Annotated in this window: 16 protein-coding genes; 12 read left to right on the plus strand and 4 right to left on the minus strand. The window is 41.3% G+C overall.

Translation table 11 applies throughout. From position 1 onward, the window contains the following. Positions 1–411 precede the first annotated feature (411 nt). From EAG18_RS07090 to EAG18_RS07110, 4 genes are all read right to left on the minus strand, one after another. Positions 412–1,788, minus strand: a complete 1,377-nt coding sequence (locus EAG18_RS07090) for a glycerophosphodiester phosphodiesterase family protein (RefSeq protein WP_125251682.1) — start codon at positions 1,786–1,788, stop codon at positions 412–414. A gap of 206 nt (positions 1,789–1,994) precedes the next feature. Further along, positions 1,995–2,630 carry a thiopurine S-methyltransferase gene (gene tmpT / locus EAG18_RS07095; protein WP_125251683.1) on the minus strand — a complete coding sequence of 212 codons (636 nt, stop codon included), beginning with the start codon at positions 2,628–2,630 and terminating at the stop codon, positions 1,995–1,997. Between the two features lie 503 nt (positions 2,631–3,133). Further along, a complete protein-coding gene (locus EAG18_RS07100) occupies positions 3,134–4,435 on the minus strand; it encodes a PAS domain-containing methyl-accepting chemotaxis protein (protein ID WP_125251684.1) in 1,302 nt (433 codons plus the stop codon). 699 nt (positions 4,436–5,134) lie between these two features. After that, on the minus strand, positions 5,135–7,036 hold the full coding sequence (locus EAG18_RS07110) for a M6 family metalloprotease domain-containing protein (RefSeq protein ID WP_125251685.1): 1,902 nt from the start codon (positions 7,034–7,036) through the stop codon (positions 5,135–5,137). Between the two features lie 505 nt (positions 7,037–7,541). Between EAG18_RS07110 and nudB the strand changes: the two genes are divergently transcribed. The 12 genes from nudB (at position 7,542) to EAG18_RS07170 (ending at position 24,048) form a co-directional block, all read left to right on the plus strand. Further along, positions 7,542–7,994 (plus strand): dihydroneopterin triphosphate diphosphatase, encoded by a 453-nt coding sequence (gene nudB, locus EAG18_RS07115; protein WP_125251686.1) that lies wholly within the window; start codon positions 7,542–7,544, stop codon positions 7,992–7,994. 280 nt (positions 7,995–8,274) lie between these two features. Further along, a complete protein-coding gene (locus EAG18_RS07120; protein ID WP_125251687.1) occupies positions 8,275–9,225 on the plus strand; it encodes an SPFH domain-containing protein in 951 nt (316 codons plus the stop codon). A gap of 5 nt (positions 9,226–9,230) precedes the next feature. Beyond that, entirely contained in the window at positions 9,231–9,683 is a 453-nt protein-coding gene (locus EAG18_RS07125; RefSeq protein WP_125251688.1) for an NfeD family protein, read from the plus strand. A 368-nt stretch (positions 9,684–10,051) separates the two neighbouring features. Continuing rightward, entirely contained in the window at positions 10,052–10,738 is a 687-nt protein-coding gene (locus EAG18_RS07130) for an ABC transporter ATP-binding protein (RefSeq protein ID WP_125251689.1), read from the plus strand. Further along, entirely contained in the window at positions 10,720–11,670 is a 951-nt protein-coding gene (locus EAG18_RS07135; RefSeq protein ID WP_125251690.1) for an HlyD family efflux transporter periplasmic adaptor subunit, read from the plus strand. The genes EAG18_RS07130 and EAG18_RS07135 overlap by 19 nt, the downstream gene beginning before the upstream one ends. Further along, positions 11,660–12,814, plus strand: coding sequence for an HlyD family efflux transporter periplasmic adaptor subunit (locus tag EAG18_RS07140; protein ID WP_125251691.1), 1,155 nt, complete (start codon positions 11,660–11,662; stop codon positions 12,812–12,814). The genes EAG18_RS07135 and EAG18_RS07140 overlap by 11 nt, the downstream gene beginning before the upstream one ends. Continuing rightward, on the plus strand, positions 12,811–14,001 hold the full coding sequence (locus EAG18_RS07145; protein WP_125251692.1) for an HlyD family efflux transporter periplasmic adaptor subunit: 1,191 nt from the start codon (positions 12,811–12,813) through the stop codon (positions 13,999–14,001). The genes EAG18_RS07140 and EAG18_RS07145 overlap by 4 nt, the downstream gene beginning before the upstream one ends. Next, positions 14,001–15,236: an ABC transporter permease gene (locus EAG18_RS07150; protein WP_125251693.1), complete on the plus strand. Its 1,236-nt coding sequence runs from the start codon at positions 14,001–14,003 to the stop codon at positions 15,234–15,236. The genes EAG18_RS07145 and EAG18_RS07150 overlap by 1 nt, the downstream gene beginning before the upstream one ends. A gap of 241 nt (positions 15,237–15,477) precedes the next feature. Beyond that, positions 15,478–16,050, plus strand: coding sequence for a hypothetical protein (locus EAG18_RS07155; protein WP_125251694.1), 573 nt, complete (start codon positions 15,478–15,480; stop codon positions 16,048–16,050). A 236-nt stretch (positions 16,051–16,286) separates the two neighbouring features. After that, on the plus strand, positions 16,287–18,704 hold the full coding sequence (locus EAG18_RS07160) for a PAS domain-containing hybrid sensor histidine kinase/response regulator (protein ID WP_125251695.1): 2,418 nt from the start codon (positions 16,287–16,289) through the stop codon (positions 18,702–18,704). Positions 18,705–19,487: 783 nt separating this feature from the next. Beyond that, positions 19,488–20,024 (plus strand): hypothetical protein, encoded by a 537-nt coding sequence (locus EAG18_RS07165; protein ID WP_125251696.1) that lies wholly within the window; start codon positions 19,488–19,490, stop codon positions 20,022–20,024. Between the two features lie 352 nt (positions 20,025–20,376). Next, positions 20,377–24,048 (plus strand): PKD domain-containing protein, encoded by a 3,672-nt coding sequence (locus tag EAG18_RS07170; protein WP_125251697.1) that lies wholly within the window; start codon positions 20,377–20,379, stop codon positions 24,046–24,048. Positions 24,049–24,053 lie beyond the last annotated feature (5 nt).

Here is a 24,053-nt window from a genome sequence, read left to right on the forward strand (position 1 = left end):
GGGCTACCAACCTATCTGAAGCCTAATTTTTCAGTCTCTATTTAATAGGCTATCAACTCATGCCTAGCCTAATACCAATTTTTTAATTAAGTGGCCTATTTTGAGACCAGAAAATCTTGTCGATAACTCCGCTACCTCGTCCTGCTATCGCTAAGGTACCTACATCTATATAGGCAAGGCAAAAATTTCTTATTTCGTTGTTCTAAATAAGAAATTTTTAACGCGGTTAGCGTCAGATTTACGCCTTTAAATTGAGCAAGTATTAAGTCAAATTGGTATAATCTTTCAATCTCCATTCGACGAGCTACCAAGTTGTTCGTAGCCCGAGGGCAGGGAAAGTTTATGCCGCTAGCGCTAAAACTAGCGGCGACAAGGTGTTAACTATTTGCAGCTCAAATTGACCGTAAACTATCAAATACTCGCAGGCATCCCCATGCAACTGGCATAGTAAGTCGTTGTTGCCGGCCAATCTGAAAACACACCTAACACACCGACTTCTTTTGCCAACACATCTAATACTTCGAATGTATCGCCATCGTTGTTTATCATCGTTTCACCCGCTAGGCTGCCGTTAATGCTTTGATAATACCAGCCGCCACCATTGGCTAAGTGACCTGAACGCTCTAATGTCCATGTTATTATGCCAAGTCCTGCTGCTTTGGCTGCATTGGCATATGCTGAAGGTACGATTTTTCCATTTTCTTCTGTTAATAACATCCAAAGAGGTGGCGCAATAATTTTCACACCATCAGCCGCAAGCTCCTGCATGGTTGGTGATAATAGCTCGGGGCTATGTATTATTTGTTCAGATGAGAGCATTGCTTCAGCAGCAACCGATTGTGCCTCATATCTATCGTCAAGATACACCGCTTGCGTGCCAAACTCAGGCGCTTCTTTTATCCAGTAAAGTACATCTTCTAGGTTAAATGACTGTGCTAAAACATCTTTGGGATCAACGTTGGCAGTCTTGTACTCATTAATCATTTTTTGCGCATAGTCAGTTTGTGTAAACCCATCAAAAGGCATCGATACTGAGGGTGCTTTTAGCTCAGGTGTCATTTTGACACCTAGGCTTTTGAATAACTCAATGCTTTGCGCATGTGTCATCAAAGTCCCTCGACTTGCGTATAAGTCTGTGCGCCAGTTTGCGGTACCATTTAAATATTCATCTACTGTAGTGGCATTTGGGTTTGCTGCATCCATCTTACCTTGCAGCGTAATAAACTCCGCAAGTGTGATGTCACTGGTACAACATTTTGCTTGCGCGGCAATGCCATTGGCGGGATCTGCGGGTACAAACGGTGTTGTGCATTTCTTACCAAGCTCAGTGGCTAAAATATTGGTTGTAGTATGTAAATCACATTGAGAGTGGCGACACACAAGCGCTTTGTCTTTTGTGAAAGTTACGTCACATTCCAACACGCCAGCCCCCATTTTTGCAGCTGCTATATAAGATTCTTTGGTATGTTCAGGAAACTGCATCGGTGCTCCACGGTGCCCGATAGAAAAGTCAGTTTTGTAAAAAGGTCCGTTAGCACATTGAGCTAACTTGGTTTTCAGTGGACTGCTTTGCATGTCTTGCACCAGAAAGTCTGGTCGTGTACCAACTTGTATGTTGTCAGCACTTCCCGCAGGTACTTCAACAATGACAGGAACTTCTACTACCTTCACCTCGGTTTTTGTCGTAACGACTGGTTTTTCTACCTGTACTACTTCGACGGAGTCATCATCACACCCACAAAGTACGAGCGCCGCTGTCAGTGCTGACAAAATACTAATCTTATTCATTGTAAACCTATGCTTATTTTAAAAGGGATTAACATAAATTTGCTGACCATCTTTTCTAAATGAGGAGCGACATGTAAAGCTATCGGCTCAGAATATCGGTAAATCTCCCAAAAAGGGACGATTACCGTAGCAAATTTGGTCATACGCTATAAGTAAAAGGTGACAATTGTAAGAATAATTAGTGATATTTATGTTAACTCAATAGGTTAACTACTCAGTAACCACACACTCTCAAAGGCGAGGCTCACTTCTTTTAACCCTCCTTCAAGAACCGTGCGTTCTTGAAGCTCGATGTGGTAGTGGGCACCATAATATCGCTCAACCATTTCCGGTGATACAGCAAATGGAGGTCCAGACATTAAACCTTGTTCATATTCAAAACAAATGAGAAGTTGCTTAGCTGCTTTAGTCAACGATACTAAGTGTTTTGTATAATCAGTCCGCATTGGCTCAGGTAAGGCAACTAATGCAGCGCGATCGTACACTGCATCAATACGCCCTAGTAGCTGCGCACTAACAGCAAAAAAATCGCCGACAAATATCGTTAAGTTTGGCGCTTGATATACTCGAAACGCACCTTGTTGGTGAATACGAGGACTGACCTTTAATGATTCAAATAGCGCTACAACGGCTCCTTCATATAGCTCTACGCCAACCACATGTTGGCCGTGCGATAAGAAATGGGTGATGTCCATAGATTTACCACAAAGTGGTATTAGCACTCGCTCCCCCACTTTCAAATCGAGTAAGTGGTAGTACTTGTTAAGCATCCTATTAACTTGCCCTTCATGAAACCCGGTTTGGCCACTTACCCACAAGTCTTGCCAATATGTTGCTTCCATCTTGCTCTCCTATTATCAATACCTTTACTTGTACCAATTATCTTAATTAAGTGGTCTATTTTGAGGCGAGAAAATCTTGTCGGTAACTCCACTACCGCGTCCTGCTATCGCTTTGGTACCTACATTCATATAGGCAAGGCAAAAATTTCGCAATTTAGTGTGCTAAATAAGAAATTTTTAATGCGGTTAGCGTCAGGCGTACTCCTTCAAATTGAGTAAGTATTAGGTCTAATTGGTATTAGACCACTTTGCTTTTTTTACATCTTCTATCTAGAGACAAGGTGAAAAAGTTTGTGAGTTAACCTTAGGTTTGCGTCAGGAGTAAACTAAAAAGACATTAACTATCCAGAGCTCAGATTGTTTAGTCGCTCTAAACCTGAAATGTTTCACGCTATTTGCACCTAATCTTCTCCTATAATTGAGCACGTATTAAGACAGCTTGGTATTACAGGCACGATGCTACTACTTAAAGCTAACTTGAGGTCAAGAGTTTTTAGTTGCAACTATTTGTCAGCGAGTCGCTTCACAGTATTGGTTAGGTTTTCAGCGCCTTGCTGTATCTCAGTCATGACTTTATTAACCTCATCAACTTGCGCCAACCCAAGCTCTGTACTTTGAGATACTGTATTCATGAGTTCAGTCGCCTCCTTCGTTAGTAATTCGTTTTTCTTTACGACTTCATTGATCTCATTTGTCGATTGTGAAGTTCTAGCAGCAAGGCTTCTTACCTCATCAGCAACCACAGCAAATCCTCGACCTTGCTCTCCTGCACGCGCAGCCTCAATTGCAGCATTAAGCGCTAATAAATTTGTTTGTTCAGCTATAGCACTTATCGTCGAAACAATAGATGAAATCTCTTTCGATTGTTCATTAAGCTGGGCAATCGTAGACATTGCATGTTGAACCTGTTCAGAAATCAGGTTTGAAGTATTCCCTGAATCTTGTAATAGGCTTACTGCTCGTCCTGCGATATGCTCTGTTTGCTCAGAAGTCACTTGTGCCATCTCGGCAGCCTGTGCAACTTGATGCGCCCTTTGCACTCTTTCAGTAATATTGGTTGCAAATTTTATGACTTTTGTAACATTACCCTTATCATCAAAGATGGGGTTGTAGGTCGCTTCAATCCAAACATCTTCACCCTGTTTGCTGATACGATGAAAACTACCACTTTTATACTGTCCCTTCGCAAGCTCTTGCCAAAAGTGTGGGTGTGTTTGATAAAAGCTCTCATTACAGAATATTTTGTGGTGTTTACCTTTAATTTCATTGAGTGTGTAACCAAGGGTTGTCACAAAGTTTTGGTTGGCAGTTAAAATCACACCATCAGGCGTAAACTCAATAGTTGCCATAGATTTATCAAGTGCTTGAGCAATGGCAGCTTGTGCTTTAATGGTTAGTTTTTCTTCTGTAATATCAGTGGCTATTTTGACGATGCGTGCTACTTTACCATTCTCTTCAACGGGAAAATAAGTGGCATCCAACCAAACAGTCTCACCATTTTTAGCGATTCGCTCAAAGTGACCAAACTGAGCTTGCCCGCGCTGTAAGTCAGACCAAAAGGCTTTATAAGCAGGTGAGTTAACATATTGAGTGTGGCAAAACATCCGATGATGTTTCCCAATGATTTCTGTGCTTGAGTAGCCAATCACTGATAAGAAATGTTGATTGACCGCGATGATCTGGCCATCAGGTGTAAACTCTATTTTTGCTACTGCTTCATCTATTGCTGATAACAGTGCCCGTGCTCGACTAAGCTCCGTCGTTAGGCTTTCAACTTCTTGGGTTGGTTTGCGAAAAAAGAACATAAATAAACTCCAAAGCAAATCTGATACAGGCAAATTAGCTTTATTACGTAGTGTGTTTGTAGGCTGGGAAACCTTATCGATACCTAATGCAATTTTAATCAAACCGCTGAATGTAAAAGCAGAGTTAAAAAACGGACATATTCGTATCTAGACCACTCCCCTGTAGATACCAAGCTATTCTATACACTTGCTCGATATCGGATTTAATCTTTATCAATCCAACATCAAAAAACTGCATCTAGTACTATCACACTTTTGATAATAAAGTATGAATTATAGATGAAATATAAAAATGGGTGATTTGAAGTAATAAGCTCAGTTTATATAAACAAAAAGTTGATATGAGGTGGATAAACAAGAATCAAAATTGAGCTAGCCCACACTCAGCAGGTGTTATTTTTGACACCAAATACTTTTAACACTGTTACCAAACAAAACAGCAGCGATAAACCACGCTGCTGCTCAATTCTTAGGTTATACCAATTTGACTTAATACTTGCTCAATTTTAAGGAGTAAACCTGACGCTAACAGCGTTAAAAATTTCTTATTTAGAACAACTAAATAGCAAAATTTTTGCCTTGCCTACACCTACTCGGAGGTAGGTACCTTGGCGATAGCAGGACGCGGTAGCAGGATTATCAACTAGACTTTCTCGCCTCAAAATAGACCACTTAATTAAGAAAATTGGTATTATTTAGCTATTTTTGTATGGTTAAGCGGTAATCCCCAGCTCCACGGTAGGAATAAATGATAATACGATAATAGCCAGCGCTTGCGGTATAGCGTATGGTTTCTTGTGACGAGGGAGTCTCGGAGATAGCGACCTGCTGCCATTGGCCATTTTTCCATGCTTCCAGTTTTAAATCAAAATCAGCACTTTCAGGCCCTAAGAGTACAGCGTCTATCACGCCGCCATTATATTGAAACCAGCGACCATTTGGCTGGATAGCTTGCTCTTTATCAGCCAAATATCCGCGATAAATATCTCCTTTAGGAGGAGGCGGTAGTGTAGCACTTACGGTAAAACGGATCTCAGCAGCGGGATCTGAAATATTACTGATCCGTAAGCCCGAATCATCACCATTCCACCACAAGGCATTGGTTCCTCTTTGCGCTAGCGCATTGGGTAAAGTAGCACTAAACTCCCCTGCTACATTGAATAAGTCACCGTTATCACCACGATTTCGACCGTTTTCTGGATCACGGCTAGCATCGCCATGCTCCATCTGTATATATGGATACCATTCATTTGAGTTGTTCCCAGCTGGGTCTACATGCCAAATCGCCAAGCCCGAGTCCAATTGCTGTGAATGCTGTCCAGATTGATGAATCGCCTCGATATAAAACGTTTCATTGGTGTTATTGGGATTACTCCATTTATAAGAGGTATTCGAACCTGAAATATGGCTTAGCTGCCCTGATGGTGCGTTACTATTTAACGCGGGGTTTAGCTCAATCACATTATCCCACCCAGCAAGCGCTCTGAAGTGTGCAACAGGCGGTGTAGGTTCAAAACGGTTTGACGTACCGATAGCACCAAAACCCATCACCCCAAAACTTGCTACTGAACCTTCCGAGCTCCCATCATAATCATATAAGTCAGGCCAATTTGTGATCAGATGCCCAGACTCATGTACAAAGGTGCCTATTGCTAAGCTATCACCCATATCTGTAATTTGATACCGATCTGTACATACACCGTCGGCACAAAAACGTGGGCTTAACCTTGCCATATGCGGCCATAACCCTTTAGACCAAGCACTATCAGAGTTGCCTGCATAGAAGATGTTTAAGCCCCGGATCTGGCCGCTGCTGTTGGTTGTCAACGAGCGAAAGTCGAACCCTTGGTTAAACTCCAACCAATTCAATGCTTCTTTAATTAACTCTTGTGACCTAACCGTTGAGCTTAACGAACTGTCAGCATAGTATGCTTTATTATTTTTAGCTGTGTAGTACGCCGTTACCGTATTGGTATAGTCTAGTTTACCGCCCGACACGGACGTAAAATAGCCCCGCACAGATTGCGCATTGCCAAATTCAGAGTAATTTTCGTCATTCAAAAAGCGCTCAATCTGCGCTTTTGTGATCGTACCGCGTTCATCAGGGAAATCGATAATAATCGTAAGTCCTTTTACTTTACCTGTAATTGAGGTGTTCAACTGTGTAAGCTCGGTTTTATGCTCCTCGTGTCGACGGTGAGCCAAATCGTGGCTTAGTAGCCCTAGCATGCTTTGCTGAGCAGCTTTTACTTTTTTTGCAATAATGGCTGACGATAACCCTTGCTGGTAGTCCTCCAACTGACGAACTTTTACTCCCTGCTTAGCACGATTTGAGACTAAAACACCGGTGGAAATTAACGCCTCGCCGTCTGCCGATAACTGCGCATAAGCCATACCTCGCAGCGCATCATCATAGACAACTAATTTACCTCCTACTGTGCGCTGCTGAGCAAAATAGTTATTACCATTCAAGATTAACGTAATAGTCTCGCCATCTGGTTGAGTAAATTGGTAGTGCTTATCTTGGTAAGGGATAGCAGCGTTTACTAGCGAAGTACAGGTCAGTAATGCCACAGTCATTGCGGCTGATGTGAGTTTCATATTTTTGTTCCTAGGTTACATGTTGTACAAACCATTAACATACAACCCACATACAAAATTGCAACATCCTTTGAATAATTACAGGTACAAATTTCATCAATCACATAAATAACAATTAGTTACGAGATTAGGTTAGATAGTATATTTTTACAGCTCAGTATTTAAAAGTGAACAAAAAAAGGGCATTTAAACTATTTTTTTCAATTTTTAGTTTACAAGAGATAAACATTGCATTAGCATTGGTTTCGTTCCTTTGGGGCTGCACCTTTTTACCTGCGTACTTAGGCGTGCCTAAAGTCACAATTGAACTCCCGAGAAGTAGAGCTTGCTAACCAGGACGTTGGCATTATTGGGATTTCCTTGGCACAGCTTGTTGCTATTGGAGTTTTTATGCAGGCCAGATGGCCTGCTTTTTTTTGCAAAAATGCCATCTCGTTTTAGTTGCTCCCCCCTGTTCATCTCGCTACACTCAGACCTAGACTTTTAATCTCTATAAACTGTATCTATGTTACGAAAACCTTTTTCAGTTTTAGTTGTGATTTATAATGAGCTTGAGCAATTTTTGTTGCTACAAAGAGCTGATGACCCTGATTTTTGGCAATCGGTTACCGGAGGTATAGATCATGACGAGCTGCCAATTGAAACTGCCTATAGAGAACTCAAAGAAGAAACAGGGATCGACGCAAAAGCGCTTGGAATAGAGATACATGCCCACCATAAAACCAACCGATACCAGATCAGGCCGCAGTGGCTTCATCGCTACGAACCCGGTGTAACACTCAATACCGAATATGTTTTTAGTGTTCAGGTGCCGTCGAACACCCCTATTCAACTTGCTAAAGACGAGCATACGGACTTTGTTTGGCTAGATAAACAACAAGCATGTGAACGCGCATGGTCACCGAGTAATAAAGAGGAAATACAAGCAATTACCATCGTTGAGCCACAGAAATGCTAGCACACATCCACGCTGCCAAATGTGCTTCCTATTGATAAATAAAGCCGTCTCCTAACCTGATACACGATAGACTACATTCGCCTAGACTCAAGGTAACAAATTAACTGACTCAATCCATGCAAATTAATATAAAGTTGTTGATTATCCAGAATTTAAGTTATTTAATGCAAAGAATAACTCAAACTTCATCTATCTGAAGCTCAGGTTACCTATACCAATCAACTAAGCTTAATATGCAAAGTACGAAATTATTAGGACTTATAGACTCGGGAGAACTTACATGGATTTAGTCACATTTATCATTGAATACCTTTTTACTATTCAAGCATTTTTGCTGATTTTTGTCGTTGTCGTACTTAAAGGGAGTATCAAATTTGTGCCACAAAACCGAGCGTGGATTATTGAACGTTTCGGTAAATACCAATCTACCAAAGAAGCTGGTCTTAATTTTATCCTGCCATTTATTGACCGCGTTGCCGCTGATAGAAGTTTAAAAGAGCAGGCTGTTGATGTACCTTCGCAATCGGCTATCACCAAAGACAATATCTCACTGATTGTTGATGGCGTGCTTTACTTCAGAGTGCTAGACCCTTACAAAGCAACTTACGGTGTGGACGACTATATTTTTGCGGTAACACAACTTGCGCAAACCACCATGCGAAGTGAATTAGGCAAAATGGAACTAGACAAAACCTTTGAAGAGCGAGACCTACTGAATACCAATATTGTCGCCGCCATTAATTCAGCATCTGATCCGTGGGGGATCCAAGTATTACGCTACGAGATCAAAGATATTGTACCGCCAAATTCGGTAATGGAAGCAATGGAAGCGCAAATGAAAGCTGAACGTGTAAAACGCGCTCAAATTTTAGAGTCGGAAGGTGACCGCCAGGCTGCTATCAATGTTGCAGAAGGTAAGAAACAAGCACAAGTGCTGGCTGCTGAAGCAGAAAAAGCAGAACAAATTTTACGAGCAGAAGGTGAGGCAAAAGCCATCATTGCCGTTGCTGATGCTCAAGCAGAGGCACTTAGAAAGGTGGGTGAAGCAGCAAACACTGACGAAGGGCAAAAAGCGATCCAGCTCGACTTAGCAACAAAAGCAATTGCAGCAAAAGAAGCGATTGCTAAAGAGTCTTCGGTGGTCTTACTTCCTGATAATGGAACCGATGCCAGCTCATTAGTTGCCCAAGGCATGTCGATTATCAACTCGTTGAACAAAAAACAAGGGTGATCTTCATGGCCTTTTTACTTGAACATTTAGCTCAAGCTTTAATTGTTGTTGGGATCGCCTGCCTAATTATTGAAGTGACGGTGCTAGGCTTTGCCACTTTTGTATTGTTTTTTCTAGGCTTATCTTTAGTCATAAGTGGTGGATTAATGTATGCAGAGTTGCTAGAGCAAACTTGGCTTACCGCACTGTGGTTTAATGCTTTAGTTACTACGTTATTGGCTATTTTTTTATGGAAGCCACTCAAACGAATGCAAGAAGTTACCGACAACAAAGAGGTAAATAGTGACTTTGCAGAGCTCACTTTTACATTAGAAAAGGATCTCAACACAGACAGCCGAATATTCCACAATTATTCAGGGATTGCTTGGCAACTAAAAAGTAAGCAGCCAATTAGCGCAGGAACAGAAGTCAAAGTAGTAAAAAAAGAAGTTGGTGCGTTTTGGGTGGAGCCTAACTAAAACCAAGTTGTCAGGAAGCCGGGGCAATTTTATAAAGTTACTATGACGCTAATTAACCTGAACTCCAGTTCAGGTTAATTAAGACCAGCTTAGAACAAATGAGTAGCTAAATTTTTGCCTTGCCTTCAAAGCAGTAGCAAGGCGCACAAGTCAGGTTATCGCCTAGGCTTTCTTTGCTAATAACCTAACAATAGAAAACTTGTTTTAGCAAATTAATATTATAACTATCAGCCGTTCTTATCTCCCTTCGCTTTGTGTTTGCTAGATTTACTCTGAGTTAATGCCTTGTTACACTGAATTTAGGGACTAGGTTTAACACCACTAAACCAGCTATAAAACCAATAAAAAAACAAAGGATTAAAATAAAAATGATTCGGGTCGAAAACTTAAGTCGCGTGTACGGAAGCGGAGAAACGCAAGTGCATGCTCTAAAATCCGTTTCTCTTGAAGTGATGGAAGGCGAATTTGTCGCAGTGATGGGCTCTTCTGGCTCTGGAAAGTCCACACTAATGAATATACTTGGCTGCTTAGACTCTCCAACTTCCGGTGCTTACTATCTGGCAGATCAAGAAATTCAAGCTGTAGAAGATGAAGCGCTGTCACAAATTAGAAATCAGAAAATCGGCTTTATTTTTCAAACATTTCATCTGCTCACTCGACTAACTGCATTGGACAATGTCATCTTACCACTGAGGTACACCAATACCTCTCCATCAGAGGCCAAAAGTCGAGGGCTTGCTATGTTAAAAAAAGTGGGCCTTGACAGTAGAGCACATCACAAACCTTTCGAAATGTCTGGAGGACAACGCCAGCGTGTTGCAATTGCTCGTGCGCTTATCAATGAACCTAAAGTTATTTTTGCCGATGAGCCAACTGGTAACCTAGATAGTAAAACTTCACATGAAATCATGGAATTACTTTGCCAGCTGCACCAGCAAGGCCATACCATTGTGATGGTAACGCATGAAGACGATATTGCCGAATATGCTGAACGGATCATCAGAATGAAAGATGGTGAGAAAGTGGAGGATAGCCAATGCGCAGTTATATTATAAGCTTAGCCCTGCTCACCTCTTCGCAGGCTTTTGCCAAGCAAATTATTATCTCAGGTGTTATTAAAGCTGGTGAAACTCAAGTCTTTCACGCACCAATGAGCGACTCTTGGAAAACGCAAGTTCAATGGATGCTACCCGAGGGGGAAGTTGCCAACAAAGGGGATGTTGTGGTTGTCTACGATTCAGGCTCCATTGCTACCTCAATCGACCAAGACAAAGTCGCGCTTGATGCCGCAAAAGATGAATACAAGCGAATTGAACAAGACGGCGCCCAAAAGATACTCGAAGCCCAGTTTCAGTTGAAAAAAACCATTTTGCTCGTTGAAAGAGCCAAAATTGATGCAAGCGTGCCAAAAGCCAATATCAGTATTTATGATTACGAACAGCATCAGTTGACCTTAGAAAAAGCGATCATTGAAAACCATAAAGCCGAAATTAGTTTAAGCAAAGCCGAAACTGAAGCCAAGGCAAATACTCAGAAACAGCGGCTGGAGATAAAGCGGTTAGAAGCAAGTCTCACGCACAACCAAGAGCAACTAGAAAAAATGAGTCTAATGGCCAGTAACAGCGGCCCCATTCTGTATGCGGATCACCCATGGAATGGCAACAAATTATTTGCAGGTGCAACCGTACAACCAGGGTGGAAAGTAGCAGAGATCCCTTCTACAGCGGGCCTGTATTTAGAAGCTTGGATACATGAAGTGGATGCTGCTGGTATCAAAGAAGGTCAAACTGCTGATTTAAAGTTTGACGCATTTCGCCCTTCATCAACGCCAAGTACACTTACAGAATTATCAACACAACCTGAAAAACGCCAAGACTGGGGCCAAGGTATGTATTACCGAGCTAAATTCACATTCAACACTGATTTGCCACTACTACCAGGCATGAGCGGAAGCATCACTTTGCCAGGAGGGAAAAATGAAAAGTAAGGTACTGGCATTTATCATTCCACTCTATTTACTTGGCTGTAGCCAGGCTCCCAGCGATACACATATCGTTAAGTCACAGACAATCACTATCACAGTAGAAGCGAATGGTGAATTGGAATCAAAAAGCCGAGCGTTGATAGCACCTCCTTCAATCAAGCGTATGTGGCAATACAAGATAAAACAGTTAATGCCTGAAAATACTCCAGTTCAAAAAGGCCAAGTTGTTGTTTCGTTTGACGATCAGAGCGTGAGAGATCGCCTGATGGAATACAATTCAAAGCTTAGCCAAGCACAAAAAGAACTGGAAAATAAACAAGCTCAAGTCGAGGAGCAAGAAGAAGAATACAAACTTGCACTGGCTGAAGCGCAGATGAACTTCGATAAGGCAAAACGACGGGCAGAGATCATAGATAACTCACGCTCAGACAACGATCGTAAAAAAGCGCAAATCGACTTCACCATTGCAACTAATGAGTTAGAGCTTGCCCGCAGCAAACTTGCTTTTCATCTAGACAACAAAGAACTGAGTATCCAATTGGCAAAAAGTAAAGTTGCACGAACAGATGCTGAAGTAAAAGCACTAAAACGTGATATTGAGCGTTTAAAAGTTAAAGCACCAATGAATGGCTTAGTTGCTTATAGAGCAAATAGAGCAGGTGAAAAACCCAGTGTTGGTGAGTCCATGCAGTTTGGCCAGCCTGTGGTCGAGTTATCAGTTATTGAACAAATGCAAGTAAAAGCGCAAATAAAGGAAGCCGATTTTGGGCGGATTAAATTAGGGCAAACAGTAAAAGTGACCATTGACAGTGCCGACGGTTATGTCATAAGTGGAAAACTAGTTGAAATAGGAAAGGCCTTCAGGGAGAAGTCGTATCAAGATAAAAGCCGTATTGTTGATGCGATTATTGAACTGGATAAAATCGATACTGATAAGCTAAGGCCCGGATTAAGTGCTCGTGTAGAGATTGTGACAGCCCAACTCGATAACGCCTTAACCGTTCCGCTTAACGCTTTAAAACAAAGTGCTGGCAAAGTGCTGCTAAACACAAATTACGGTGAAAAAGAGGTGACAATTTCTCATACAACACCGACGCTTGCCGTGGTTTCTTCTGGCATTAGCCAAGGCACGGAGGTAAGGCTATGAGCAAAAAATTACTCGCGTTGCTTGTCCCTATTTGGTTGATTGGCTGTCAAGAAGCATCGGATAAACCAACACAACTGCTCTACACTGTTGAGTCAAAGCCATTTTCGATAACAGTGGATGCCGAAGGCGAACTAGAAGCCGCAAGCGAAACAGTGATATCTGCCCCAACTTCAGCCAGAGGAGCGCAAACACTTGCTTGGATAGTACCAGAGTATTCTCAGGTGAAAAAAGGCGATGTGATTGCACGCTTCGATGGCAGCCAGTTAGCAAGACGAAAACGTTTTAGCGAATTCGACAAAGGCAAAGTAGCGCAAGACATGACCGTGACAGATAGTGACTTAACGACAAGAAAGTCCCATTTAGATAGCGACAAAAGCATTGTCAGTGAAGAGAAGCGCTTTGCCGAAACCTTTTCAATAGATGACGAACGGATCCGCTCAAAGCTCGATATTTTAGATCAACTACAAAATGTTGAGTATCTCAACGCAAAAGAAGCATATTTTGAGTGGCAGACAGACCAATTTTCCTCCTCTGCACTGGGAGAAATGGAGCTACTGAAACTGCAATCAAAACAGCATGAAAGCAAAATTGCGATGTACAACGCAAATTTGGAAAGTCTCGAAGTTATCGCGCCACATGACGGCTTACTTACCCTAAACGCGGATTGGCGTGGAGAGAAGCCAAAGGCAGGCCAAGCATTATGGCCTGGGCAAAAAATTGGCGGGTTACCAGACATTTCGTCTCTGCAAGCTAAGCTTTTTGTTCATGAAAAAGAAGCGCTTGGCCTTGAGGTTGGGCAAACGGTTAAGTTTACTTTACTCTCCAATAGTGATGAACGCTTTGATGGTAAAGTCACAAAAGTATCGCCCTATCCACAATCTATTCGCCGTGGAGATCCACAAAAATACTATGAGGTTATAGCTAGCCTCAACGAAACTCCAAGCCACTTTACACCCGGCAATAAAGTACTCGCTAAATTGCTTGTTCAAGAACGTAAACAAGCACTACTTGTGCCGAAACATAGCATTATCAATGACAACAATGCGTTTTTTGTGCTAGTGAAAGACGGTAGCCAGTTTCAACGTGTAAAAGTGGAGTTAGGGCAAAGCAACCTAAGCCACACCGAAGTACTGGAAGGTTTGTCCCCTAACCAACAAATTGCATTGGTCGCGAATAAGGAATTGTAATGAAATATGTAGAGTTATTCACCGACGCCATGGTGCAATTAAAGCAGCATAAGCTCAGAACCCTATTGACCTTGCTCGGTATGATTTTTGGTGTGGGCGCCGTGATTGCTATGTTAAACATAGGTGAAGGTGCTGAACGAGAAGCGCTTAAAATGATTGATTCCATGGGGATTAATAATGTTATTGTCAGCGCCAAAGACATTGAAGAGAATGACCTAAAAGAACAACGGAAACACTCACAAGGTCTTAACTTATTAGACGGCCAAGTGATAGTCGATGCCTTGCCCTTTGTTAATGATTTTTCTGCTGAACGACTGGTAGATACCTTTCAGATATATAGCGAGTTCGGCAGCTTTGATGGTGAAGCTGCCGGTGTCACTGCAAACTATTTTAGTCTTGCCCATTATGAGCTTGCGGATGGTCGCCTACTTAATGCAGAAGATAGCAAGGAATATAGGCAAGTTGCGTTACTTGGTGAAAATACCGCAAAAACGCTTTTTCCCTTAGGAGGCGCAGTTGGTCAACAAGTAAAAGTAAATCATTTATGGTTTGAAGTTGTTGGTATTTTGCAAGCACCACACCTGAATAAAAAGGAGTTTCAGGGCGTGGCATTAGGTGGTGAGCAAAGTCGTATTTTTGTACCTCTGACAACCGCTATTTACCGTTTTAATAAGGGGCTACTGGAGCCAGAGATCACTGAGTTGAAACTGGCCATCGACAAATCTCACAGTCCAATTTTAGCATCTCAAGCTATTGCTAACATTCTCATGAATCGCCATAGCGACATTGACGACTATAAGTTAACCATACCAGCTGCCTTGCTTGCTCAGCAAAAACAAACGCAGGCCATTTTTAATATGGTGATGTCTTGCGTAGCCGGTATATCCCTCCTTGTTGGTGGTATTGGTATTATGAATATCATGCTCGCGACTGTACTTGAACGAACCAAAGAAATCGGATTATTACGTGCAATAGGTGCCACTCAGAAAAATATTCAGGTTCAGTTTATTACAGAGAGCTTTACTATCTCAATCTTAGGTGGGCTGCTCGGGGTGGTGTTTGGCATTGTGCTTTCAGAGATCATTGCATTTTATTCAAATTGGGCTGTGTCTTGGTCTCTCAGTGCAATTGTGCTCTCTTTTAGTATTTGTGCATTAGTTGGCTTAATATTCGGTGTATATCCCGCCATTAAAGCCTCAAAGCTGGATCCTATCGAAGCATTACAGAGTGACTAATTTTATATTTTGTATGCGCTTTAATTTTGTTTTTGAAAGCTAAATGAAAAATAGAAAAATTAATTTATGTTACAAGGACTTAATTCTAGCGCAAAGAAAATCTAAACACCGACAGGCCTGTGCTGTGTAATGATAGCAATTAGCGTTAATACTTGCTCAAGCTGAAGGAGCAAGATTGACACTCACGGTCTTGAGGCTACCTTATTTAGAGCAAAAATAACCAGACTTATCAAGGATAGACATGAATAGAATAAAAGATTTAATCATTTTTTTATTAATCACAACAGTACTTTACCTATATTTCCAGCCCTCAGTGAATGGTTCTGACCTGATAGTCGAGGATGACAAGCAGATCCTTAACGCAACTGAGCCTGAGGCGGGTTCAAATGCTTATAAACAGGAAAAAAGAGACGCGAAAGCAGCAGTAAAAACGGTCTCAATAGAAGGTGTTCCATATTCAAATGAAGGCTTTACGCATGAGCGCAAAAGCTTAGTCAACGCTACTGACGAAACAAACTCCGGTAACGCAAGTGACTACGAAAAAACAGAGATTGAACATCAAGATGAACTATTCCATTTTTTGCGTCAAAATGAGCGGTTAGCCAAAATAAGAATTGACGACATAAAATGCTCAAAAGAAACATGTACTATCGATTTTTACACCCCAGATAACGGCTCATCTGTTGAGTATGCAATAAAGGTAATATCAAACTTAAAAGAGAATAAAAACTGGAAAGACAATGCGATATACTCAAATGTTCAAGACCAATCATTTAGGATTGAGATTGATAATAGCAAACACTTGGACAAATAAGTGACGAAGTGGGCGCTCCTTGTCTGAGTAGTTTGCCAATCTAGGCTTACCAAAATACACATTACTAAACTGACACACTTTTCCTCTCTCCACAGTTATTAATGTGAAGCGCTTGTTCGGCGTAATTTATTCGTGAGGTTTGGTATTTATTTGCTACATTAATAGAAGAACTTACCCCCAAGTAACGCGGCGTCAATCTGAGTGCTTTTTCATTGATGCAAGCTAGGACATAAAGAATGAATCGTAGCCCTCAGGAATTGGAACAAGAAATACAAACACTAACAGCACGCTTGGCAGCAACGACATTTGAGCGGGATAAATATAAAACGCTATTTCTCGCCTCAGGCGACGCGCAGTCTATTGTTGATTTGGATTCAGGGAAGTTTGTGGAGTGTAATCAAGCCGCCGTAGACTTACATGGCATCGATAGTAAGGACACCTTTTTAAAGCTTGCGCCCTCTGATATATCCCCACCATATCAACCTTGCGGCACATCATCCAAACAATTAGCCACCTATTTTATACAAAAATGCCATCAAGATGGCGCACAGCTTTTTCATTGGATCCACAGTAAAACTGATGGCACGGTATTCCCCTGCTCTGTTTCCCTTACTGCCGTACACATACAAGATAAACGCTTGGTGCTCGCTACTGTGAGAGATATCTCTGAACTTATTGCAACGAAAGAGAAATTAGATAAAGCCAGTACCGATGCTAAACAGTATAAAACGGCCTACCAGACAGAAAAAATGAAATTCGAGCGCTTTGTTAACTCCGCACCTATTGGGATCGCAGTAAACGCGATGGACGATGGCATTTTCCATTATGTTAATGACGAATTTAGTGAGATGACGGGCTACTCGGTAGAGGAATTAAACAATACTGACTATTGGAAAATCACTCCCGAAAAATATAAGGCACAAGAACAGATACAGCTCGATAATTTGCAAAAAACTGGCCGTTATGGCCCGTATCAAAAAGAATATATTCACAAAAGTGGTCACGTATTTCCAGTACTCTTGTCTGGGATTAAAGTAGCAGATAATAACGGTAAAAACTTCATTTGGTCAGTTATCCAAAATATATCACTACAAATTGAAGCACAAACACAACTCAAAAAAGCGAGAAACCAAGCGGACTCGTTGGCACTGAGAATGCAGCTTGCAAATAACTCTGCCCAAATCGGGGTTTGGGAGTGGGACTTACTCACCAATGAGCTGATTTGGGATGATTGGATGTTTAATTTATACGGGATCCAAAAAGCACAATTTTCAAAGGTATATGAAGCGTGGGAACGTGCTGTTCATCCTGATGATATAAAGTTTGCCAGCACACAACTACAAGACGCCATCGCTGGAACTGGTGAATATGAACCCGAGTTTAGAGTCGTTCATCCAAACGGTGATATTAGAACCATAAAAGCCAGTGCCCAAATCATACGCGATAAGGATAACAAGCCAACCAGAGTAGTTGGTGTGAATTATGATGTGACAGAGAAAATCAAAGCTATCGAAGTATCTGAAACAGCACGACTTGCTGCTGAACATTCTTCTAAAGCAAAAAGTGATTTCTTAGCGAATATGAGTCACGAGATCAGAACCCCCATGAATGCTATTTTAGGTGGCTTGCAATTATTAGAAAATGCAAGCTTAGACAGTGACTTAAGGAAAGTACTCACTAACGCAATATTTTCAGCAAAAAGCTTGTTGACCATCATCAATGATATTCTGGATTATTCAAAAATAGAGTCTAACAAAATAGAGCTGGAAAGCGCGCCGATTTCAATTCGCAATATTCTCGATTCCGTTAAGTATGATCTCGACGCTTTAGTTAGTAATAAAGGGGTAGACTTTGTTGTTAACATTGACAAACACTTTGAAGATGGTTGGCTTGGTGATTTGGTTCGAGTCAAACAGATAATACTAAACCTAGCATCAAATGCGGTAAAGTTTACACACAAAGGTAAAGTGTCGATCACAGCAACTAACGTCATACACAATAACAATGCGGCAATTCATCTAAGTATCCAAGATTCAGGGATTGGTATGGATGAGCAAACCCAAAAGCGAATATTTGAGCGGTTTTCTCAAGCAGATACCTCTACTACTAGGCAATACGGTGGTACAGGATTAGGTATGTCTATCACCGTTAATTTGATCAAACTTATGAACGGCACGATTAATCTAACCAGTAAGGCAGGAAAAGGAACCACCGTTGATGTAACACTTCCGCTTGAACAATCCAACTCTCAATCACAAGTAACACAAACAAAAGCGCTGACTCCACCAAACTTACAAAACCTAGAGATCCTGATTGCTGAAGATAACCCGATTAATCAGATATTAGTGAAAACCATGCTAAAAGAAACGGGAGCAATTATTACGGTCGTTGAAAATGGTGATCTTGCTGTTAAAGCTTGCCGCGAAAACTCTTTCCATCTAATACTGATGGACATACATATGCCAGTAATGGATGGTGTTGATGCGATTAAAGCGATAAGGAAGCTAGATATTAAGATACCAGTCATTGCTCTTACTGCTAATGTGATGGTTGAAGATGTAAAGCGATACTTTAAAATTGGTTTTAACGCCCATATTCCAAAGCCAATTGAGTTGTCTATCCTCTACGGAGTGTTATCGGACTATACGAGCTAAAGTCGACAYCGCTGCGGATTGTAATGAACAGCTCCCCCTTATACCACTTCTCATCGCCTTGTTATTCGACTCCCCCAAAGTAGCCATTTACTGGAATCAATAAGCTTGAATTGGACAAACATACTACTGTTTAAATTGATCGGATAGTTAAGCCTTTTGATCCGCTGGCAAATTGACCTAAACCAATAAATAATCCGCTTTTTGTTGGACTTTTTTTCACCACACGGTAAACTTTTGTGCGATTCTTATCAAAAATAATACCAATTATCTTAATTAAGAGGTCTATTTTAAGGCGAGAAAATCTTGTCGATAACGAGGCAAAAATTTTGCTATTTAGTAGCTCTAAATAAGAAACTTTTAACGCTGTTAGCGTCAGGTTTACTCCTTCAAATTGAACAAGTATTGAGTCTAATTGGTATAACAGGAAGCATTATCGGGTATATTCGCCCAATTTGAGGGAGAGGACTGGTATTGAATTGAGATTAGGATAAGGAGTGGTTGAATATCAGTCTAGTCGATTAAGTGAGTAATCTGGTGAATTAAAGCCCCCCATACTGGAAAGTAGGCAGCAAAATTAGCTCTTAAATAGTTGATTAAAAAAACCAGTTACTCAAAAGTCAGATCACTAACAATGAAAAAAACCACATCACAAGAATAAATACACTTTAGAGCTAAATGCTCATACTCTCACACAGACTAGCGCCGTGATGTACGCAATAGTTGTACAGTCAAGGGGCAAGCAAGTGAGCAGTGGCGATACTCATGGAACTTCAAGGATAAATAATGAAAAGACTTACACTTATTGCGCTTTCAATGGCCTCTCTAACCGCATGCAAAAGCAACGATATAAACCGCGTAGTTAATGATGGTGTAGACGGTGCTATCAACGGTATTTTTGGCAGCTCTGGCACCGTAGTGTCAGCAAATAGTAGTGGCTCGAGCAGTGACTACTCAGTTAAAAAGGAAAAAGTATGGACACATCACGCGGAGAAAACTGCGCGTAACTATGGCTCACTTGCGTTTGTTAAAACCGCTAAAAACCCTGATGGGAAAACCAGGCTAAAATTTAATGAGTGCAAGCACCCTCGGATCGGAAATATAAAATGTAGAGGCTACTTATATGAGGTCTCACCTGAGGGGTGGCTTGTAAAAGGTGATACCATTCATTTTGGTACAAACCATTATTCAGACATTGTCATCCCAGCCGGTCAATATTATATTAAAATTGAAGGCAAGGACGTGAGTAAAGATGTTTATGCCACAGGTACTATTGAGATAGCCCCTTTTGTGACCAACTATATTAACGTCACTGTACAATAATATAGCAATAAAAAGTACCTAGCCCACCCTTACAGCCTAGGTACTTTTTACCAGAGACTGATAAATCTAATTATCCCACTTAAAAGCGACCCTCCTTATTCATTTTATTTCATCAATATTGCAAAAAAAGTTCCTAATAAAAGAACAATCGCCACTACAAAAAATAAAAAAATAACTATTATTTACATTAACTTAGTGATTAACTCCATACTTCCGTCAAGTCCCCACAACTTTTACAGCACAAAACCGTTGAGATTTAACTGCAGACCACACTCATTCGCACAGAAGTAGTCTCAAATTGAGCAGTGACGTTTAGGTGGGAAGGAATCTTAAAAATAATTATGGAGTTAATATGCAAGGGTTTAAATATCTGTGCGTTTTAGCGTCAATGTTTTCGTTGCATAGCCACGCAACTGAACGAATTTCTCTATTTAATAACGCAGATCACATTACATCTGCATTACAAAAAAAACAACCACTGTTGGGGCGTATGGACGTGCAACAGCATAACTATTTGCTCGCATTAAACACATTCGCAACTCAATACACAGGTCAGTCGTTGGAGTTTCACCAAGAACAAATAAGCGAAACACAGCACAGCCACACAATTACTCAAAAATATCACAACATCCCAATTTGGGATCAGGATCTCGTTGTACTAACTGATAATAATGGTGTTGTCGAGCAAGTATACGGCGACATTATCGTTAACATTGAAAAAGATATTCCTCGCATTGCTGAAGTAAAAGCGCAGCAACTCGAAGATGCTTTAGCCGCTGTTATTGCCAAATTTCCAGCAGAGCGACCACGGATTTTTAAACGCAAACACGCTGAAGAGGTGATATACATTGATGATCAAGGCAAAGCCCGACATGCGGCAAAAGTAAGCTTTTTCACTGACTTTCACTCAGCGCCTTATCAGCCTCAACGAATTTTAACTTTTGTGGATCTCACCAGCAACGAAGTTATAACTCAGGCAGATGTATTACAAAAAATCGTTCATGAAGGTGGTAGTGGTCCGTCTGGAAACGACAAAGTTTCTCGTCAAGATTACAAACAAGCCGACTATGTATCATACCCACCAAAAACGTTTGTAGTGTCTATGCAAGCAAATGGACAGCAAACCAACTGCTTGTTCGATGCAAAAAATGTTGAAACACGCAACTACAATCATAGTACGGCACAGATAAGTGTCCCCTATAGCTACGATTGTTCAAATTCAACAAGAAACGACTATAAAGAATATCATGGCGCTCGTTCGGCATTGAATGATGCCCACCACTTTGGTCAAACAGCAAGCTTGATGTTTGAAGCTTACCTCGGTCAGAAACCCTATTTTGATAAAAAGATCATTCAAAATGTCCATTACGGCCTAAACATGGATCAAGCATTCTATGAAAGTGGTGAAGTGTATTTTGGTGATGGTGATTATCTCTTTTACCCTATGGTTTCTCTTGATGTAGTCGCGCATGAAATAGCTCATGGCTTTACTGAAGAATATGGGTCAAATACACCAAAGTCTATGCTCACTGGGCAGGCTCGAGCAATTAACGAAGCATTTTCAGATATGGCTGGAGAAGCTGCTGAGTTTTTTTATTCCGGTGTCAATGACTGGAAAAGTAATCATGAAACGTTTCGGCTCGGTGATGCTTTGCGTTATTTCAAAACCCCCACCCTCGATGGCAACTCGATTGATCATATAGATGATTATGATGACTCCATCACGTCTCACCATGGTGCCGGTGTATTTAATAAGGCGTTTTATTACCTCTCTACAGCAGAGCTTGCCAATGAACCTTCGCCATGGAATACCAAATATTCTTTTATTCTTTTCGCCAATGCTAACAAGAACTGTTGGACGAGTAACAGCACCTATCTTACAGCCGCAGATTGCGTGATGCGACAAGCCAGCAGTATAAGCGATCGATTAAGACAAGACGGCGTCAGCAAGCAAGACGGAAGCCAATGGCAAACCTCTGAGCTGAAAAACCATGTTCGCAAAGCTTTTTCACAAGTGGGAATTAGGCTAACAGTTAATCAAGGGCTAGAGTCCGAGCTTAACTTTGAACGTAAATTTTTATCTTTTGATTTTAAGAACTTAACCAGAAAAGATGGACAGCACATTTCCGCAGAAAACAGTGAAGGTTGGCAATGGGAATGGAACTTTGGAGATGGTAGCGCAACCAATAGTGCCTTTGAAATCAGCCATAGCTATAACGCCGCAGGAAAGTATGATGTCTCCTTGAAAGCAACCGACCCATCTGGTCAGTCAGATACCTACACACTCCCTATTGACGTGTACGCTGACTATTGCTCGGCACAAGGGGTTAACCATAGTAAATACTACCTTTCTTCAGTCACATTGAATGATTACATAAATGAATCTGCTTCCAGTAATTACAGTGATTACTCAAGCAATGTCATTGATATTAAAGATGGAAAAGCGCTGAACATCACACTCGTGGCAGCCCCTCATCCAGATACAAAGGATAAAACTAAAAACTTTTATGTCTGGTTGGATAGGAATAACGACGGCCTGTTTCATAAAACTGAAGAGCTGGCGCTTTTTGGCAGCAATAAAACACAGTTGAGCGGAGACATTTCACTAAGCGGCGAATTAAACCAAACTTATCGCATTCGTACCATGGTGTCATTTGGAATTGTTAAGTCGGCATGCGGCGATATCTCTTGGGGTGAAATCGAAGACTACACCGTCAAGTTAATTGAAAATAACGATCCAGTAGAGATGAAGATCGCTGCAAATCAAGGTGTCAACCAGATCAACTTTGTTAATAACACTGTTGATGATCGCGTTAAGCGTTGGCAATGGCAGTTTGGAGATGGAGCAACAAGCTCGAAAATGTCGCCATCACATGCCTACACAAAATCAGGAAATTATGCCGTTAGCGTAAAAGCGTACGACAGATTTAACAAAGAAATTGGTAGCTGGAATAAACAAGTCCCGTTTAGTACCACGATTACGCCATTGTTTACTCCTAGTACTTCAGGCAACACTGTGTTTGTAAATACCGACCAAAGTGTGATGCCAGCAGGAAGTACCGTGGAGTGGCAATTTGGAGATGGTGCAACTTCGTCGATGCAAGATACCCAGCACACCTATCAAAATGATGGCGAATATACGATCACACTAACCATACGCCATGAAGATGGCGAGCAAGCGCTCAGTAAAGCAGTAAAAATCGGCCAATCTTCTTTTACTCCAGAAGTCAGTTTTACAGTAACAGAGTTGAGTGATGGTACGTTTATGGTCACATTTAATAACACTACCTCAAAACCAGATAATGCCGCTCGCAATCCAGATGTCACCTTAGTCTGGAACTTTGGCGATGGTACTACGCTGACCCAAAACGGCGACTTTGGCCAAGATACACAACACATATATCAGTCTGCCGGAGCGTTTAGTGCAAGTCTCTCAATCAGTTATGACAAACCTTGGTGGAGAAGAGTGACAGGTACCAAGAATATGTTGATAACGCTTGAGTCTGCGCAGCCTGTTGAATATTGCACAGCCGCCGGTCTGACCGATTATGAACACATTGCAAACGTCACCTTTAACCAAGATGGGCCATTTGATAATAACCAACAAGCTGGTGTGGTAAACCCTAACAACCCCATCAAGCTATATGCAACGCAAAATAATACCTATCGGATTGAAGCAGGTTATGCCGGTAGTGAGGCATTCGCGGAAAATTATCATGTTTGGATAGACCTCAATGGTGACGGCCAGTTTGGCAATGGTGATTGGAGAAATGACAAGTCTGAATTACTCATTATGGACTTTGATCAAACAAACCAAGACTACGGTAAAGGCTATGTTGAGGGAGAATTTAGTATCCCAAGTAATCAACTCTCACAACCTGTCACAACAACACGAATGAGAATTTTGCAGTACTACGGATTTAGCAGAGTAAATAGTATTGACCCTTGCTCTGACTATAGCAGTGCCGCTACCTCGGGGAGCGGAGAAATTGAAGACTACTTAGTAGAAATTTATAAAAATTAAGGAAA

Source organism: Pseudoalteromonas sp. J010 (assembly GCF_003934235.1).
Lineage (GTDB): Bacteria > Pseudomonadota > Gammaproteobacteria > Enterobacterales > Alteromonadaceae > Pseudoalteromonas > Pseudoalteromonas peptidolytica.

What these genes read in the sequence shown, in the direction of transcription:
- EAG18_RS07150 (WP_125251693.1), top strand. Translation starts at nt 14,001, where the DNA reads ATGAAATATGTAGAGTTATTCACCGACGCCATGGTGCAATTAAAGCAG.
- EAG18_RS07125 (WP_125251688.1), top strand. Translation starts at nt 9,231, where the DNA reads ATGGCCTTTTTACTTGAACATTTAGCTCAAGCTTTAATTGTTGTTGGG.
- EAG18_RS07140 (WP_125251691.1), top strand. Translation starts at nt 11,660, where the DNA reads ATGAAAAGTAAGGTACTGGCATTTATCATTCCACTCTATTTACTTGGC.
- tmpT (WP_125251683.1), bottom strand. Translation starts at nt 2,630, where the DNA reads ATGGAAGCAACATATTGGCAAGACTTGTGGGTAAGTGGCCAAACCGGG.
- EAG18_RS07145 (WP_125251692.1), top strand. Translation starts at nt 12,811, where the DNA reads ATGAGCAAAAAATTACTCGCGTTGCTTGTCCCTATTTGGTTGATTGGC.
- EAG18_RS07160 (WP_125251695.1), top strand. Translation starts at nt 16,287, where the DNA reads ATGAATCGTAGCCCTCAGGAATTGGAACAAGAAATACAAACACTAACA.
- EAG18_RS07170 (WP_125251697.1), top strand. Translation starts at nt 20,377, where the DNA reads ATGCAAGGGTTTAAATATCTGTGCGTTTTAGCGTCAATGTTTTCGTTG.
- nudB (WP_125251686.1), top strand. Translation starts at nt 7,542, where the DNA reads ATGTTACGAAAACCTTTTTCAGTTTTAGTTGTGATTTATAATGAGCTT.
- EAG18_RS07110 (WP_125251685.1), bottom strand. Translation starts at nt 7,036, where the DNA reads ATGAAACTCACATCAGCCGCAATGACTGTGGCATTACTGACCTGTACT.
- EAG18_RS07100 (WP_125251684.1), bottom strand. Translation starts at nt 4,435, where the DNA reads ATGTTCTTTTTTCGCAAACCAACCCAAGAAGTTGAAAGCCTAACGACG.
- EAG18_RS07120 (WP_125251687.1), top strand. Translation starts at nt 8,275, where the DNA reads ATGGATTTAGTCACATTTATCATTGAATACCTTTTTACTATTCAAGCA.
- EAG18_RS07155 (WP_125251694.1), top strand. Translation starts at nt 15,478, where the DNA reads ATGAATAGAATAAAAGATTTAATCATTTTTTTATTAATCACAACAGTA.
- EAG18_RS07165 (WP_125251696.1), top strand. Translation starts at nt 19,488, where the DNA reads ATGAAAAGACTTACACTTATTGCGCTTTCAATGGCCTCTCTAACCGCA.
- EAG18_RS07135 (WP_125251690.1), top strand. Translation starts at nt 10,720, where the DNA reads ATGCGCAGTTATATTATAAGCTTAGCCCTGCTCACCTCTTCGCAGGCT.
- EAG18_RS07130 (WP_125251689.1), top strand. Translation starts at nt 10,052, where the DNA reads ATGATTCGGGTCGAAAACTTAAGTCGCGTGTACGGAAGCGGAGAAACG.
- EAG18_RS07090 (WP_125251682.1), bottom strand. Translation starts at nt 1,788, where the DNA reads ATGAATAAGATTAGTATTTTGTCAGCACTGACAGCGGCGCTCGTACTT.